A 16,397-nucleotide genomic window follows, 5' to 3' on the forward strand; every position below is an offset into this window, starting at 1 on the left:
TAATTCATCTTCAATGCTATGTGCTTCCAGGCCAACAGCCTGATCGATCGAGCCCATCAATCACATTTGGGTAGCCAGACAAATCTGTCCGTACCGTATCTATTTCCAACAACGCTTTGATCTGCTGCTGATCACGCGGATAGGGTTTTGAGTAGCACAGCCAGTTTTGAGGGAAATTGATTGCCTCAATTTGCCGTAACGCTCGCTCGCGGGTTTGTGCATGTTGCAGCAACTTCAGATCCAGAATCAGCTTTCCCCAGGAACCCAAGTTATCGCTTAGCCTGGCCGCCACATGGGTGTCACCCCTCATCCAGGCGCTGCTAGCCATTTCGTGCAGACTTTCACTATCCAGCACCATGTCCCGCCCCACCAGACTGGCCACCTGCGTTCTCAGCTTGGAGGATGTATCCCGCCACGCTTTGTTGAGCAAAGCGGCCTCATTGCCCCCACCGCTACGCAACAGAACCTTGAACGCGGCAATCCGGACAACGGCGCGAGGGTGCTCCAGCAAGGCTGTGGCCAGTTCTGTAGCGATGGCCGACTTACGTTTGGCCACCTCTCCAAGTAGTACAAGTCGCTGAGACGATGTCAGATCCTCTCGCACGGCTTCAGCTTCATAGTGCGCACTTACGTCAACGCCTGACTTGGCTGCGTACCAGCTCGCCGTTTGCCGCACGCTTCCGCTGGTATCCAGCAAGCGCCGCACGCACAGTTCCAGTTTCTCTGCCGAGGGTAGTTCGCTATCCAATACCAGGCGCAGGGCCGCAGACCGTAAAGCAGAGTAACGATCGTCCAGCCCTGTCCGAACGAGTGCTAGTCGGGCCAGCGGTTCCAGAGCAGGCACCGTACCAAATGCCAACAGTCGAACTACTGGATTGGCATGAGACATAGCAAGCCGGACCACTTCCTCCTTGTCCAGGCGAGCCAGCATCCAACGCAGGATCAGCCGAGCAGACTTGTCATGCGTTTCGAGGAATATGCGCCCCAAAAGCACGCCCTCATCTGCCTGGAGTAATAAATCTGCTGTTTGCTCCAGCAAGGCTGAGTGATCAAGCCGTGTTTTGTCCTGGAGTGCACAAACCGCATCCATGCACGCGAGAAAGTCGCTTACCTGGCCTTTGGCCAGATGCGCCGAATAGATGGCCTTTGCAACGGCACGTATCTCCGGTTGGAAGTCGTTCAGACGCGCAATTGCTGCACTCAGGACCAGAGGCCCCAACGAGTGCTGCAAGCGTTGCAAAGCGCGTTCACGCACAAACCCATCCCGGCTGCCAGACAAGACGATCAGCTCAGTCTCATCCGTTACCTTGTCTACCAGGGCTTCTGCACGTTTGCGCAGCATCCACCAAGGGTCTGCCTTTACCGAGCTGATTTGATCCAGCGTGTGCGAAGACGGCGATGGCTGCGCAGCTTGAACGTTGGTGACACTATGCTGCTGTTCGCTGTTCGTCTTGCTACCTAGCAATGACCTGAACCACTTCTCGAGCAACGAGGGTTGGACTGCTTGTGACACTTTCTCTCCCGTATATCTATTGGTGCCGGTCAACCGGCACCTTGTTCTAGCCCTTCACGCACACCACCTGGCGCAGCGTATGGACGATCTCGACCAGTTCGGACTGGGCGGCCATGACTTGATTGATGTCCTTGTAGGCCATGGGGATCTCGTCGATCACGTCGGCGTCCTTGCGGCACTCGACGTGGGCGGTCGCCTTGATCTGGTCTTCGACCGTGAACAGCTTCTTGGCCTTGGTACGGCTCATGGTACGGCCGGCGCCGTGGCTGCAGGAGCAGAAGGCTTCTTCGTTACCCAGGCCGCGCACGATAAAGCTCTTGGCGCCCATCGAGCCCGGAATGATGCCCAGCTGGCCCTTCTGTGCCGATACCGCGCCCTTACGGGTGACCAGCACCTCACGGCCGAAGTGCGTTTCTTTCTGCACATAGTTGTGGTGGCAGTTCACCGCCTCCACATCGGCCGCGAAGGGCTTGCTGATGATCTTGCGGGCGGCGGCGATCACGTTCTGCATCATCACCGCGCGGTTACGGCGCGCATAGTCCTGCGCCCAACCGACTGCTTCCACATAGTCGTCGAAGTGCTGGCTACCTTCTTCGAAGTAGGCCAGGTCACGGTGCGGCAGGTTGGCGATGTGCTGGCGCATATCGGCCTGGGCCAGCTCGATAAACAGGTTGCCGATAGCGTTACCCACCCCGCGCGAACCGGAGTGCAGCATGAACCAGACACGGTTTTCCTCATCCAGACAGACCTCGATGAAGTGGTTACCGGTCCCCAGCGTTCCCAGATGCTTATGGTTATTGGTGCGCTCCAGGCTCGGGTATTTCTCGGTAATGCGCTTGAAGCCGCCATGCAGCTCGCCCCACATCGCGTCGACCGTCTCGGGCGGGGAATCCCAGGCGCCTTTATCGCGCTTACCCATGGTCTTACCGTGCGGCACGGCTGCCTCGATGGCCGTGCGCAGACCGGCCAGGTTATCGGGCAGGTCGGACGCGCTCAGCGTGGTGCGCGCGGCCATCATGCCACAGCCAATATCCACGCCGACCGCAGCCGGAATGATCGCGCCCAGCGTAGGGATCACGCTACCGATGGTCGAACCCTTACCCAGGTGCACATCCGGCATCACGGCCAGGTGCTTGTAGATAAAGGGCATCTTGGCCGTGTTCATCAGCTGCTGTTCGGCATCGGCTTCCACCGGCACGCCCTGGGTCCACATCTTGATCGGCGCGCCATCGGCGGCGGCCAAAGTACGGTAATTGCTCATGCTGCTTTCCTTATTTTTTTGGGGTACCGCCGTGGGCCAGTCGCCGTGCCAAACGGCAGCTCAGGCAACGCACCGCGGTTGAATACACATAGCCTTTGGCGATTTCGTACCACCATTGCTGTTGTTCGGCCTTCCATACCTGGCGTGCGCCACAGTCGCGGCAGTCGAACATCAGGTCCTGGTAGTAACCTCGCTTGGCAAACTCGGGTTCGCCATAGCTGTTGCACGGTGCCAGTGCTTGCTTGTTCACCACCACCGTGGCCGGCGGCCGCAGGCTGGGGGTGGCCGTGATCAAGCTGGCGATTGCGGCCTTGTCCCGCTTGGCCTGACGGCGTGCCAGCATGGCCGCGCGCTTTTGCTTTCCGCTCAACATCGTCTTGCTCCTTCTTGCAGACGGGCTGTTGCCCGTCTGCCGATCAGGTCTTGATCTTCACCAGACCGTTCAATAGCTGATCCAGTCCACCGAATACCGAGATCTTGTCGATCCGCTCCGCCAGTCGTTCCAGTGTTTCCAGCTCCTTCAGGCGCAAGGCGGTCGGATTGTCTTCCATGACCTTGGCGGTGTTCAGCAAGGATCGGGTTGCCCCGGTTTCCTCGCGCCGACGGATCACATTGGCCTGGGCGGCTTTTTCTGCCTCCACCACCTGAGCCAGCAAGAGCTTCATCTCGCCGGGCAGCACAATGTCCTTCACCCCGAGGCTGCAGATGCTGACGCCGAAACCCTGCAGCTTGGCGGCCAGATGCTGGCTTATCACCTCGTCGATGATCTGCTTGTTTTCCAGCAGCTCATCCAGGCTGCGGGTACCCACCGCGGCACGCAGGCCAAACTGCAGCTCGCGGTAGATGTGCTCGGCTGGCTTGGCCAGTCGCGAGTAGGCCAGTTCCACATCGCTGAACTGCCAGTTGGCGGTCAGATTGATGCGCAAGCTCACCTTGTCGCGGGTCAGGATTTCCTGCCCGCTTACTTCCAGAGCCTGCAAGCGGGTATCCACCAGTTCCACCGCGATATCACGGTTGAAGCGCCAGTAGGCGTAGCGCCCGGCTTGCAGCAAGCTGGTCAGCTTGCCATCCACCCGCAGCAGGCCGACGTGGAAGGCCGGCACCTGCACCATCAGCACCGATGCGAGGCCCGCAATCGGCCTGCCGCGCAGATTCGGCTGAACCATGCGTGCCAGCAGTGGGCCTGGCACGCTATAGCTCTCGGTCAGTGCGATGCGCTCCAGGCGTTGGGGGGCCGCGGCTTTCCAATACAGCTTGCGCGAGCCCGGCGGCAGGATTTCCACCAGCGCATCATTTTCGAAACGCAGCCCCGCTTCCTCGTCGCTCAGATCGAATACATGGCATTGCTCGGCCAGCAGCGCAGGCTCTGCGCGGCGCAGATAATCGGCCAGCGGGTGTTCGAACAGCGCGACATCGAGCGGGAGGGTACACACGCTATAGCGCCGACCCAGGTCGAACAGCGTGTATTCACCTGCGGACAGAAAGCGCTGGAAATCACCGGCACGCAGCAGGATCGCGCACTCGTTTTTGCGAATCAGAAAGCGTTGCAACATATTGTTTTTCTCCTATTCATTGCCTGTAAAAGCCGGCGGGCACCGGCCTGATCGGCTTGTCGGATACGCTGCCGGGGGGCCAGGTCGATCGCACAGTGCTCTGTCACGTCACGCGGATGATTTGCGTGTGCCGCTCAGGCGCGCTGCAACGACCGATCTGGCTGCCCGGCGCTTGAATCCTGCAAGCGGACCAGGTCGGCGGCGATGTTTCCATCGCACCGGGTACTGCCGAACTACTTCAGATCAATCACCTTTGGAGGGTGGTTTCGAGCGGGAGTCGAACCCGCGACAGGCTGAGGTTTTGTCAGCTGCTCTACCCATTGAGCTATCGAATGGCGGCGATATCGGGAGTCGAACCCGATGCAAGCTACCCAGCATCGCCCGTGACCGCTTTCGCTTTGGCGCGGCATGCGCACCCACAACCGGACTTGCCTGGTAGTGCGCACCGGCACGGTGGATATCCGTTTACCCAGGGCAGCCATCGTTCCGGCGGTCGGGATAAGTATTGCGAAAGGTGTGCCAGCACCTTCACCCGGACGATGAGTAAACCCAAGCCTATGTTTTGAATGATGAATTTTCTTGATCAGCGAAGTTGCTGTATCAGGAAGATATGAATTCTCAATACAATGAGCGAGTGATTTATCCAAAAAGATAAAAGTGTATGAAGAAGACCGTGGTGATCGGCTTTGTAGGCACCGTGCTCGACTATGTGGGCAAGGGACGCGATCGTTGGGAGAAATGGCGGCCTACGGTCAGCCTGTGCCAGCAGGAGGATTGGATCGTCGATAGGTTGGAGCTGCTGCACGACAGCCGCAGCCGTAGCCTGTTTGAGCGGCTCAAGGAAGATATCGCTGCGATCTCGCCCGAGACCGAGGTGCGTAGTGTCGAAATCAACCTGCGCGATCCATGGGACTTCGAGGAGGTGTATGCGAGCCTGCATGACTTCGCCCATGGCTATGCCTTCGACACCGAGCACGAGGATTACCTGATTCATATCACCACCGGCACCCATGTCGCGCAGATCTGCTGGTTCCTGCTCGCCGAGGCGCGCTATCTGCCGGCCAAGCTGCTGCAGACATCGCCGCCGCGCAAGAAGGAGCTGGCCGAGGTGGTGGGCAGTTGCGCGCTGATCGACCTCGACCTGTCCCGCTACGACAAGATCGCCACCCGCTTTGCGCGCGAGCGCGATGAATCGGTGTCCTTTCTCAAGTCGGGCATCGCCACCCGCAATGCGCGCTTCAATCGCATGATCGAGCAGATCGAGCGGGTGGCCATGCGCTCGAAGGCGCCGATGCTGTTCTGCGGCCCCACCGGTGCCGGTAAATCGTTCCTGGCGCGGCGGGTATACGAAATGAAGCGCAGCCGCCATCAGCTGGCTGGCCGCTTTGTGGAAGTGAACTGCGCGACCCTGCGTGGCGATAGCGCGATGTCGGCCCTGTTTGGCCATGTGAAGGGGGCGTTTACCGGTGCGCAGACCGAGCGGGCAGGGCTGTTGCGTAGTGCCGATGGCGGCCTGCTGTTTCTGGACGAGATCGGCGAGCTGGGTCTGGATGAGCAGGCCATGCTGCTGAAGGCGATTGAGGAAAAGCGCTTCTTCCCCTTCGGCAGCGATAAGGAAGTGGCCAGCGATTTTCAATTGATTGCCGGTACGGTGCGCGATCTGCGCCAGTGGGTGGCAGAAGGCCGTTTTCGTGAGGACTTATACGCACGGATAAACCTGTGGACTTACGAGCTGCCCGGATTGGCGGAACGTGCCGAGGATATCGAGCCCAATCTGGAGTTCGAGCTGGAGCGTTTTGCGCGCGAGCAGGGTGAGCAGGTGCGTTTCAATGCCGAGGCCAGACGCGCTTACCTGAAGTTCGCCGCCTCGCCTGATGCGCGCTGGGCCGGTAATTTTCGCGAACTCTCAGCCTCGGTCACCCGCATGGCCACGCTGGCCGAAGCAGGGCGGATTGCCATGCCCGAGGTGGAGGAAGAGATCGCCCGCTTGCAGGACGCCTGGCGTGATCAGGCGCACAGCCCGCTAGCGGCCGTCTTGGGGGAACAGCTCGCGCAGCTTGATCTGTTCGACCGCTTGCAGCTGGAAAGCGTGCTCAAGGTCTGCCGTCAGTCGAATTCGCTGTCAGATGCCGGGCGGCGGCTGTTTGGGGTGTCGCGCCAGGAGAAGGCCAAGGCGAACGATGCGGATCGCCTGCGCAAGTATCTGGCCCGCTTTGGCTTGGAATGGAAGCAGCTGCACGAGCTGGCCTAGCGCTGCCAGTAGCGCGTTCCACGTGAAACGCGCGTGCACAAGCTAGCAGGCAGCAACACGCCCGGCGTGGCCGGGCGTGAGCAGTACAAATCCTGTGGGGCGATGGCGCACCGATCACTCGGGACGATTGGTGACGAAACCTTGCTTGGCTGCCCATAGGCCAAGGTCCTGTTTCTGGATTGCTGCCGCCATCAGCTCCGGAAAACGGTCCGGCGTGCAGGCGAAGGCTGGGATGCCCAAGGTGGCGAAGTGGGCGGCGTTCTGGTGGTCGAAGCCCGGTGCGCCATCATCGGCTAGGGCCAGCAGGCAGATCACATTGACCCCGGCGGCCTTCAGCGCTGCCGCGCGGCTCAGCATTTCCGCCCGATTGCCGCCTTCGTACAGATCGGTAATCAGTACCAGGATGGTTTTCTCGGGCCGGTCGATGATCTGCTGGCAGTAGCCGAGTGCGCGGTTGATGTCGGTGCCGCCACCCAGCTGAATGCCGAACAGCAGCTCGACCGGGTCCTCGGTCTGCTCGCTCAGGTCGACGACTTCGGTATCGAACACCACCATGCGCGTACGCAGCGCGCGCAGCGATGCCATGACGGCGGAGAAGATGCCGGCGTACACGACCGAGGCGGCCATCGAGCCACTCTGGTCCACGCATAGCACCACATCGCGCAGAGCCGAGCGCTTGCGCGTGTAGCCGATCAACTTTTCGGCCACCACGGTGCGGCGCTCGGGCAAGTAGTTGCCCAGATTGGCGCGCAGGGTGCGGTGCCAGTCGATCTCGGCCAGGCGGGGGCGCAGCTTGCGCTCAGCCCGGTTCAGGCTGCCGCTGACCGCCGCGCGCATCGGTTCACGCAGGCGCCGCTCCAGTTCTTCCACCACCTTGCGCACCACGCGCCGGGCGGTATCGCGCGTCTTGGCCGGCATCACGCGCGCCAGCGACACGATATTGGCGACCAGATGCACATCCGCCTCCACCGTCTCCAGCAACTCGGGCTCCAGCAACATCTGCTGCAGGTTCAGGCGCTCCAGCGCGTCCTGCTGCATGACCTGCACCACCGGGGTGGGGAAGAAGCTGCGGATATCGCCCAGCCAGCGGGCAATCTTCGGGCTGCTGGCACCCAGCCCCGCCCGACGTTCGCTCTCGTCGCCATACAGGGCGGCCAGCGCGGCATCCACGCGGCTCAGCTCGCTGCCCAGCTCGGTGGCGCAGCTTTGCTGGGCCGCGCCGCCCAGTACCAGGCGCCAGCGTTGCATGCGGTCAATCTGCTCAGTCATAGTTACCTCAGCCGCCCAGAATGCTGGCCAATACCGGCAGCACGCGCTGGGCGCGGTGGTGGTCGATCTGCTGCGGCGCAGTGGCCGCGCTGCTGGTGGCTTCCAGCCGCCTTACCTTGTCACCCATCTGGCGCCGCTCGGCTGTGCTGAAGTCGGCAAAGGCACGCCGCAGCAGCGGCAGGCGCTCAATGAAGAGCGCGCTATCGAGCCCCTGCAGCCAGCCATCGATGGTGCGCCACAGGCTGTCATGCTGCAGAAGCAGCAGACCGCTGCCGCGCAGCAGGCCAGTGAGCCAGGCGGTGGATTCCGCTGCCGGTACCGCGCTGGCCAGCGCCAGGCGCGCCTGCTGGCCCAGGGTGTCGGCATCGACCTGCTGGCGGTCGAAAGCCAGGCGCAGGGCAAAGCCACGCACCATGGCGGCCACACCCGCAGCACCGATCAGCTGGCTGAGGCTGGCGAACCAGTCGGCGCGCAAATCGGCCTGATCCAGCGTGTCGAGCGCCTGTTGCACCGCTTCCATGCGGCCGATCAGCCGCTCGGCCGCGTCTTGGTCAAGCTGGCTGGCCGCGGGCAACAGGCCCACGCAGATGCGCTCGACCAGGCCGGTTACGATGGGCTGCACGCTGCTGGTGGCCGTGGCGCGCACATCACCGTAACGGGCCAGCCTGGCCAGCGGTGGCAGCGCCTCCATCAGATGGGCCAGGTCGGACGCCAGCGCGGCCTGGCTGTGCACACAGCCCAGCAACACCGTGCTGGCTAAGGGCAGCTGGGCCAGTATGGCCTGGTCCAGCATTTCGGTCAGCTCGGGCAGCGCGACAGCGCGGCGTGCCCGTTCGCACAATATCTGGCTGGCCGCGCTGTCGATGGTATTGCCATAGCGGCTAGCCGCGATCAGGTCGACCGAGAAGTCGGCCTGCCAGCGCAGCTCCCAGCTTTCGCGAAAGGTGCCGGTGTGGTTGCCATTGCGCAGCAGCTGGCCCCAGGGCACACCGATGATCTGCAGCCGGTGCAGCAGGCAGCTGCGCTCGCGGCCCAGCTCCTCGCGCAGGTCGAGGTCCTGGCGCTTGGCATCGATGCTGGGCTTGAGGCGCAGGCGTTTCTGCTGGTTTTCCAGGTCGCGCTGCAAGGGCGCAGCCTCGGCCGAGGCGGGCACGCTGCCCAGGCGGCTGCCGATTTCCAGCTTGCGGCGTATCAGCTCGAGTGCACCGGTCTCGCCGTGGCATAGCACGGTCTGCATTGCCTCGCGCTGTTCAAGTAGGCCGGGCTGGGCCTGTGCGCGCAAAGCGGCCAGGGCCTGTGCCAGGCGCACGGCTTCGATCACGCTGGCGGACGAGATATCCAGCCCTTGCTCGCGCATCAGCCGCGCGGCCTCGGTCATCCAGCGTATGCCGCTGCGCTCATCGCTTTCCCACAGATGGCGATACCAGCCTGGCGAGCTGACCCCGGCGCCATAGCCGCTGGCCAGGGCCAGGCGATCATCACTCCAGGGCACCCAGGTAGCGGCCACCTTGGTCTTGGGCAGGCCCTTGAGCAAGGCCTGGTCGTGCTTGAGTGTGAATGGCTGCTGCAGGGCCGGCAGATGCCAGGCGCCGCAGATGACAGCGATATTCTGATAGCCGGCCTTCTCGGCCGCGCGAATGCGCTGGCGCATATGCGCTTCGCGGCGCTGCTCACGTAGATCGGGGCTGGGCGCCTGCTCGCGCACCGCGTGCATCGCCTCGGCAATCGCCGCGAAAAGCTCATGTGCATCGGCGCGCTGCTCGATCTGTAGCTCCCACCACAGCTCCGGGTCCTGGTAACCGGCGGCACGCGATAGTTCGGCAATCGGGTCGATGCGTGCAGCGGCGGACGGTGCGTCTGTCGCCTCGTCTGCATCCGGCACTGCCACGGCTTCATCCACACTGGCCGAGCTTTCCTCTGGCTGCAGTACGGCCTCTGCGGCCAGCGCCTCGGCAAAGCCATGGGTGGGTGGCAGGTCGATGAACCAGAGTGGGATCTGCTGTTCAAGCGCATGGCGTATGGCGCGCCACTCGGGCGAGAACTCGGCAAACGGGTAGAACACGCCGTGCTGCGGTGCTTCGCTCGGGTAAACCAACAGGGCGACCGGAGGCTGCATGGCCGGGTCGGCGGCCAGCGCGATCAGCGCATCGGCCTCGGGCGGGCCTTCCAGCAAGACGATGTCCGGCTGCTGCGCAGCCAGCGCCGCCTGGAGCGCTCGTGCGCAGCCGGGGCCATGGTGGCGGATGCCGTAGTAGTGAATCGCCATCAGCCTTGCTCCGGCCGGGCGATGCGTGGAAAGCGGGATACGCGCATGGCCGGCCTAGACCACATCCATGCAGGCGCGGTACAGGTCCTTCCAGCCATCGCGCTCCTTGGCCACCGTCTTCAGGTATTCCAGCCACACCACCTTGTCTTGTACCGGGTCCTTGATGATGGCGCCGGTCAGCCCCGCGGCCAGATCGGCGGCGCGCAGCTGGCCATCGCTGAAATAGCCGGCCACCGCCATGCCATGGCCCAGCACCGAGATCGCCTCGGCGGTGGACAGCGTGCCGCTGGGCGACTTCAGCTTGGTCTTGCCGTCCTCGGTCAGCCCATTGCGCAGTTCGCGGAAGATCGCCACCACGCGGCGTACTTCCTCCAGCGCCGGCTTTTCGGCCGGCAGGGCCAGGGCATGACCCAGCTCGCCGACACGGCGGGTGACGATGGCCACTTCCTCATCAAAGCTGTCTGGAGTGGGCAGGATCACGGTATTGAAGCGGCGCATCAGCGCCGAGGACATCTCATTCACGCCCTTGTCGCGGTTATTGGCGGTGGCAATCACATTGAAGCCGCGCTGGGCCTGCACCTCGATGCCCAGCTCGGGCACGGGCAAGGTCTTTTCCGATAGCAGGGTGATCAGGGTGTCCTGCACCTCGCTGGGCACCCGGGTCATTTCCTCCAGCCGTGCCAGTTTGCCGTCGCGCATGGCCTTCAGCATCGGGCTGGCCACCAACGCGGCCTCGCTCGGCCCATCGGCCAGCAGGCGCGCGTAGTTCCAGCCATAGCGCAGCGTGGATTCATCGGTGCCGGCCGTACCCTGGATCAGCAGCGTGGAATCGCCGCTGATGGCCGCAGCCAGGTGTTCCGACACCCAGCTCTTGGCCGTGCCCGGCACGCCGTACAGCAACAGCGCGCGGTCGGTGGCCAGGGTGGCAATGGCAATCTCCATCAGGCGTGCCTGACCGATGTACTTGGGGCTGATCTGGAAACCATTCTCCAGCTGGCCGCCCAGCAGATAGGTCTTCACCGCCCAGGGCGACAGGCGCCAGTTGGCCGGACGTGCTTGCTTGTCCTGGCGGGCCAGCTCGGCCAGCTCCTCGGCATATTGCTGCTCGGCATGCTGGCGCAGTACGGCGTTCAGATTGGCGCTCACAGTGGCATCTCCTTGATTGCGGTTTGTTTGGCTTCGGCCAGGGCCACGATCAGCCTGGCGCGTTCATATTGGCGTTGTCCGGCCAGCGGCCCCTGGGCCAGCCTGTCGGCATACAGGGCCACCAGCTCGCCCAGCTTGGGCAGATCGTCATCGGCGCAGTGCAGCAGCAGCTGTTCGCTCAGCTGACTGAAATCGAAGCCCGGCCGTTGCGTGTCGTTGGACGCTGGCTGGCTGGCATCGGCCAGCACGGCCTGGCAGACCGCCGCGCTGAGCGTGCTGGGCCAGGGTGTGCGCATGCCGCGCAAGCCATAGCTGGCGGGCATTGGCGAGCCCTGGTGCAGATGCTGGCAGATCAACGCTTCGCGCTGCACATCATTCAGGCAGGCCCACAGCTTGCCCTCGTCGCCGCGCAGCAGCGGGTTGTCCGCCAGATAGGCATCCATCAGCGCTGCGCCCCATTCGGCATCCTGATAGCGGTAGCTGGCGTCCAGCACCCCAGTCAGCAGCGCCTTATTCCATTCGTCCGCAGCCAGGATGGGCAAGAGCTGGGCCGGCGTGAGGCCGGTCAGATCAGACCAATGGCTGGGCGGCACATGTTCAAGTAGCTGGCAGAGCAGGGCAGCGCGTTTGCCCAGACCTGTGGCCGACTGCTCGCGCAGACCATCGCGCTCCCAATCCTTGGGCAGGTCTTCGGGCAGATCGACACGCAGGCTAGCCGGTGCCGGTTTATTGAGCAGATTACCGAGCTTGGCCAGCACGCCCCGGGCCGGTGCCGCCACCTGCCAGTGCAGACAGGCTTGGGCACGCGCCAGCATGCGGCCGCGAAATGCCGATTCGGGCAGTAGGGTCAGCAAGCGGGCCGCGGCCAGGCGCACCGGCAGATTGCGGTCATCGAGCAGGCTTTCCAGCAGCGGTTCATCGGCCAGGCTTAGCCCGGGCTTCAGCGCCTGGACCAACGCTACTTTCGGTTCGCCTCTCTCCTTGGGCAGCCGCACCAGCAGCCATTCGCGCGCCAGGGCCGGGTCGCGCTTGCGCAGCGTGGCCAGGGCATGGCGGCGCTGGTCGATATTGCCTTCCTCCCAGTTGCGCTGCAGCGTGGCTTCATCCAGCTGGGTTGGGAGCTGGCCTTCCAGGCGGCGCTGCCAGCTTGGGTTGTGGCCGGCCAGCCAATGGCCGCGCACGCCGATCACCGTGTGCCAGGTTTCCAGAGCTGCCTGCTTATCCAGCACCTGGGGCAGTAGCTGGGCAGGCAGGCGCAGGCCGCAGGCGCGCAGGCGCTGCACCAGCCAGGGCGCAATGCCGCCCAGCTCGCCGCCGATGGCCGCATTCAGCAGCGGGTGCAGCGTGGCGGGCACTTCTGCCTGCGCGTCGAGCGGCGCGCCCTGCGGCAGGCTGGCAGTTTGGGGGCGCTGCCCGGCTGCCAGGTAAACCGCCAGGCTTCCGGCCTGCCAGAGCAGACGTTGTTCGCGGCTGCTGGCGGCCTGCAGCGCCGGTGTATCGATAACGGTGCACACATCCTGGCCGGCATTCGCACAGCCCAGCAGGGCAAGGCGGGTCAGTTCCTGCATCAGTCGCCCCTCGTCAGCGGGTGGTAGTGGTGGCCGATGAACAGGCCCATGGGCTGGATGGCTTGCCCATCCCATTCCACCGCCAGTGCATGGGCGTGTCCGCCCGATAGCGCCAGCCATAGCCAATGCTCATTACCTGCCAGGGGCAGTGCATCACCGGCGCCATCCACCAGCTGCCAGCCATCGGCGCCACAGCGCGGTGCAACGTCTTGCAGCACGGTGGCCTGGCGTTCGTGCCAGGGGTTGGCTGCCAAGTAGTGCGCGGCATCGTCCAGCAGCTGGGCAACGCTGCGGCTGGGTGGCAGGCTGGCGGATGAGGGCAGCAAGCTGGGCTGGCCGGTCAGCAACGCACGGCGCAGGCCGGCGCCCGGCCAGAACACGAGTTCCGCTTCCAACAAGCTGCCGGGCAAATAGCTGGCCGCAAAAGGCTGCTTGCCAGCGGCAAACTGCAGCATCAGCGCAGTCTGGCCGGTTTGCGCCCCCAGCAGCCAAGTGCGCTGGCTGCGGATGCGCCCATCGTTCTGTGTAGTCTGGCCTATCACCCACCACTGGTCGCGGCAGCGCTCGCCCGTGGCCAGCACCTCCTCCTCGCGCAGGCTGAAGCCAATGTATTGGCGCAATACGGCCTGCAGATCGGGCGCGAGCTGTTCGATGCGCTCATAGGCCTGCACCGCCAGGGAAATCCGCCCCAGCTCGGCCAACAGGCGTTCGGGCCAGTGCTCGCCGGCACCGGGCAGGTCGGCCAGCGCGCGCACGCGCGCCGCCAGTGCACCGGCCTGTGCATCCACCAGCCGGCTGGCCTGCTGTTCCCAAGGCGCCGGGCCTTCGCTGGCCAAGGGCGCCAGGCCGTTGCGCACCAGGTCTTCCAGCCAGCGCTGCAAGCCGGCCAGACCTTCGCGTACCCGGTCTTCACGCTTCTCGGCCCGCTTGCGCTGCGCGGTTTCGTCCACCGGCGCCTCGGCCTTGGCCTGTGCGCGCACTTCCTTCTTGCTGGCGGTATCCGCACGTTTGTCCAGCCAGCTGGCCACCCATTCCGGCTCGTTGCCCTCGCTCAGCAAATCGGGCTGGTTGGCTGCCAGTACCAAGAGGCCAAGCGCATGTTTGCAGGGGAATTTGAAACTGGGGCAGGAACACTTGCTGGCAAAGTCGGCCAGATCGACGCGTACCTGGTAGGGCGTCTTGCCACTGCCCTGGCATTCGCCCCAGGCAGCGCGCGGGCTGCGCCCCAGCGTGGGCCATTGCTTGGCTTGGGCAAGCTTGCGGCCATTGCTGGCCGAGCCGCTATCGGGCGCGAGCGCCAGGACTTGCTGTTCGGTGAGTTGCATCGTGGATGCGGGGCAAGGGAAAGGCGCGCAACTTAGCACGCGCCTTCCAGCGCGCGAATCCGCCGAATGGGGGAAAGCCGGCTGCGCGCCATGCCAGCACTGGCGCGGCAGACAGGGAATTGCGGCTGGTTTGGTACACCAATTGGGCAGGCGCCCCAAGGCCAATCGAGGCCATGCACGCCTCCAGCCGGCAAGTTGACACTCCCCGCCAGAAGGGCGAACCTCTCGGCCTCCCATTCAGCCTGTATTGCCTTATGAAGATCACCCAGAACACCGCCGTTACCCTGCGTCTGAAAGCCACCGATATCAATGGCTTCGTCTACGACGAGGGCAAGCAGCCGGTTGCCTACCTGCACGGTGGCTACGACAACCTGTTCCCCAAGATTGAAGCCGCACTGGAAGGCCAGGAGCCGGGCTTTCAGACCACCGTGGACCTGGCCCCGGAAGACGCGTTTGGCGAGCGCGACGAAGCACTGGTCACCAGCATGCCCAAGGCCGACTTCCCGCCCGGCGTAAAGGTCGGTGGCCAAATCCAGCGCCCTGGCCCGGACGGCGAACCGCGCTACTACTTCGTCACCAAGATCAAAGGCCCCACCGTGCTGCTGGACGGCAACCACCCGCTATGCGGCAAGACCATGCGCTTCATCATCAAGGTGCTGGACGTACGCGAAGCCACGGCCGAGGAAATTGCCCACCAGCATGTGCATGGTGAGCATGGGCATCATCACTGAGCTGGGTATCTGCTTCGAGTGAGCAATAAATAAAACAGGCCTCCTGAATCAGGAGGCCTGTTTCTTTAGGGTGGGCTGTTTTTCGGCCAAAGCGGACACTGACTGAGTGACGTCAGACGGTTCGCTGCTGAGACCAGGCGGTCACTGGCTGATTGGCAACGTAGACATAACGTTGGACTTATCGGGCGCCGGAGTGCATCGGAGGGAACCAAAATGCGCAGCATTTTGGCATTCCGTTGACGGAATGGTTGGGCGTCATTGCCAGCCCTCTACCTTGGTTATGTCCGAGAACGAACCGCTAAAGCGTGGCAGTTGCGGTAAAGCTAAGACTTTCTTCTCAAGCGCTTGGCTAGCGACGCCTACAGGAGCTGCCCGCTTTTCATAGGGGCCTCCAGGAAGAGCCCAGTCGAATACAAACAAGCCTAAAGCCGCGTAATCATTCCACACGTCTGGAGTCCCGTTACGTGGCGTGGGCAATGAATCCGACACCTGTGAATGATGCACGTGATGGGCGCCAACACTTCCGGGCATAAAGCCCTCTCCTGCCGTAGCGAAAAGTGCAAGGCTTCCTTCGTCATCCACGGCAAACCAGTCAAATTCCAATCCGGTTAGTTCGAAGACCATAGCTTTGCCTCTGACGCCCAACGTTGCGCTAAAAGGCGAGCAAAAGCGTAGCTTTTGCGATTCCAGCGCTCGAAGCGAACGATGTTGAGCGCATTGTTATGAGTTGATAATTCACCAGTACTCAGCGCCTTTGATTTTATCTTGGTCAAGACACAACATTGAATCATCAATTATTTCTTCAGCTTGAGCTAGAAGCTGTTCGAAAACAATGTGCTCGTACTGGTTTAAGTAGTATTTTGTGACGATTGTCTGATAACTGGCTGGGTGATGTAGGGTGGCTGAGTAATGCAAGCACAACCTACTGCCATCATAAGAGAGTATAGCGTCTAGGGATGTTTCGCATTCAGAACCACTTAGATACAGATATTTTCCAATATTAGATTTTACAAGGCTACGAGCGTCTCGCCATTGAAAAACAGATGCCCCTTCAGGCTGACCAATATAAGATAAAGGCGAAGCTTTTTCTTCACTTACTTTACTAAAGTAGTCGACTAGTTTTGTGCAAAAAATTACATCAAAATCGAAGACCGAGTTACCATGGATCGCATTTCTAAAAACTCCCTCGATCACATGCGACTTTAGTATTTCTGAAGGCCTTCCATCCCTCCATCCATTTAGCTCTGAGTGTGGGGGTTGCCACAGCAAGAATGCTCGGCCTTCTTTTGCATGATCTTCGTTCGTGGAAAGCTTGACTGTGTATGTACTGCCTACTTTGGGAAGAATTAAATCAAGCTCTATAAGCTCTTCAAAGCTTAGATCCCAGCATAACTTCGACCATTCCATCGTTTGCAGAAGCTCGATACTCACTATTGCTCCATGATGACTCATAACGTTGGAGGTAAGGGGCGCTCCGCCGGCCTGCCGGCGGAGCGCCCCTCTTGACCGAAAAT

General features: G+C 62.3%; 13 protein-coding genes and 1 tRNA gene. 2 read left to right on the forward strand and 12 right to left on the reverse strand.

Annotated features, from left to right (window positions below):
* Positions 1-16: 16 nt before the first annotated feature.
* The 5 genes from BT173_RS01460 to BT173_RS01480 all read right to left on the reverse strand — a co-directional run bounded on the left by BT173_RS01460 (position 17) and on the right by BT173_RS01480 (position 4,660).
* Complete coding sequence (locus BT173_RS01460) at positions 17-1,513, reverse strand: hypothetical protein (RefSeq protein WP_139255991.1); 1,497 nt, start codon at positions 1,511-1,513, stop codon at positions 17-19.
* 46 nt (positions 1,514-1,559) lie between these two features.
* Positions 1,560-2,774, reverse strand: a complete 1,215-nt coding sequence (locus BT173_RS01465; RefSeq protein ID WP_072426836.1) for an RtcB family protein — start codon at positions 2,772-2,774, stop codon at positions 1,560-1,562.
* Positions 2,775-2,784: 10 nt separating this feature from the next.
* Positions 2,785-3,147 (reverse strand): zinc-ribbon domain containing protein, encoded by a 363-nt coding sequence (locus BT173_RS01470; RefSeq protein WP_072426837.1) that lies wholly within the window; start codon positions 3,145-3,147, stop codon positions 2,785-2,787.
* A 43-nt stretch (positions 3,148-3,190) separates the two neighbouring features.
* Positions 3,191-4,327, reverse strand: a complete 1,137-nt coding sequence (locus BT173_RS01475; protein ID WP_072426838.1) for a slipin family protein — start codon at positions 4,325-4,327, stop codon at positions 3,191-3,193.
* A 261-nt stretch (positions 4,328-4,588) separates the two neighbouring features.
* Positions 4,589-4,660: transfer RNA gene (locus BT173_RS01480), tRNA-Phe, on the reverse strand.
* A 328-nt stretch (positions 4,661-4,988) separates the two neighbouring features.
* Between BT173_RS01480 and rtcR the strand changes: the two genes are divergently transcribed.
* Positions 4,989-6,578, forward strand: coding sequence for an RNA repair transcriptional activator RtcR (rtcR, locus tag BT173_RS01485; RefSeq protein WP_072426839.1), 1,590 nt, complete (start codon positions 4,989-4,991; stop codon positions 6,576-6,578).
* Between the two features lie 114 nt (positions 6,579-6,692).
* On the opposite strand, the gene BT173_RS01490 is transcribed toward rtcR, so the two are convergent.
* From BT173_RS01490 to BT173_RS01510, 5 genes are read right to left on the reverse strand one after another with little or no spacing between them, the layout of a single operon-like run.
* The gene (locus tag BT173_RS01490; RefSeq protein WP_072426840.1) at positions 6,693-7,847 is read right to left on the reverse strand and encodes a VWA domain-containing protein; all 1,155 of its coding nucleotides are present in this window, start codon (positions 7,845-7,847) and stop codon (positions 6,693-6,695) included.
* A gap of 7 nt (positions 7,848-7,854) precedes the next feature.
* Entirely contained in the window at positions 7,855-10,113 is a 2,259-nt protein-coding gene (locus BT173_RS01495) for a DUF5682 family protein (RefSeq protein WP_072426841.1), read from the reverse strand.
* 54 nt (positions 10,114-10,167) lie between these two features.
* Entirely contained in the window at positions 10,168-11,259 is a 1,092-nt protein-coding gene (locus BT173_RS01500; protein ID WP_084658042.1) for an ATP-binding protein, read from the reverse strand.
* The gene (locus BT173_RS01505) at positions 11,256-12,827 is read right to left on the reverse strand and encodes a DUF5691 domain-containing protein (protein WP_072426842.1); all 1,572 of its coding nucleotides are present in this window, start codon (positions 12,825-12,827) and stop codon (positions 11,256-11,258) included. Before BT173_RS01505 ends, BT173_RS01500 begins: the two co-directional genes overlap by 4 nt.
* Positions 12,827-14,152 (reverse strand): SWIM zinc finger family protein, encoded by a 1,326-nt coding sequence (locus BT173_RS01510; protein ID WP_072426843.1) that lies wholly within the window; start codon positions 14,150-14,152, stop codon positions 12,827-12,829. The genes BT173_RS01505 and BT173_RS01510 overlap by 1 nt, the downstream gene beginning before the upstream one ends.
* Before the next feature lie 254 nt (positions 14,153-14,406).
* On the opposite strand from BT173_RS01510, the gene BT173_RS01515 reads away from it, so the two are divergent.
* The gene (locus BT173_RS01515) at positions 14,407-14,883 is read left to right on the forward strand and encodes an FKBP-type peptidyl-prolyl cis-trans isomerase (RefSeq protein ID WP_072426844.1); all 477 of its coding nucleotides are present in this window, start codon (positions 14,407-14,409) and stop codon (positions 14,881-14,883) included.
* Between the two features lie 255 nt (positions 14,884-15,138).
* Here the strand turns inward: BT173_RS01515 and BT173_RS19095 are convergent, their stop codons facing one another.
* Together BT173_RS19095 and BT173_RS19100 are read right to left on the reverse strand one after the other, a co-directional pair.
* Complete coding sequence (locus BT173_RS19095) at positions 15,139-15,507, reverse strand: hypothetical protein (RefSeq protein ID WP_139255992.1); 369 nt, start codon at positions 15,505-15,507, stop codon at positions 15,139-15,141.
* 111 nt (positions 15,508-15,618) lie between these two features.
* Complete coding sequence (locus BT173_RS19100; protein WP_139255993.1) at positions 15,619-16,314, reverse strand: hypothetical protein; 696 nt, start codon at positions 16,312-16,314, stop codon at positions 15,619-15,621.
* Positions 16,315-16,397 lie beyond the last annotated feature (83 nt).

Source organism: Chitinimonas taiwanensis DSM 18899 (assembly GCF_900119825.1).
Taxonomy (GTDB): Bacteria; Pseudomonadota; Gammaproteobacteria; order Burkholderiales; family Chitinimonadaceae; genus Chitinimonas; species Chitinimonas taiwanensis.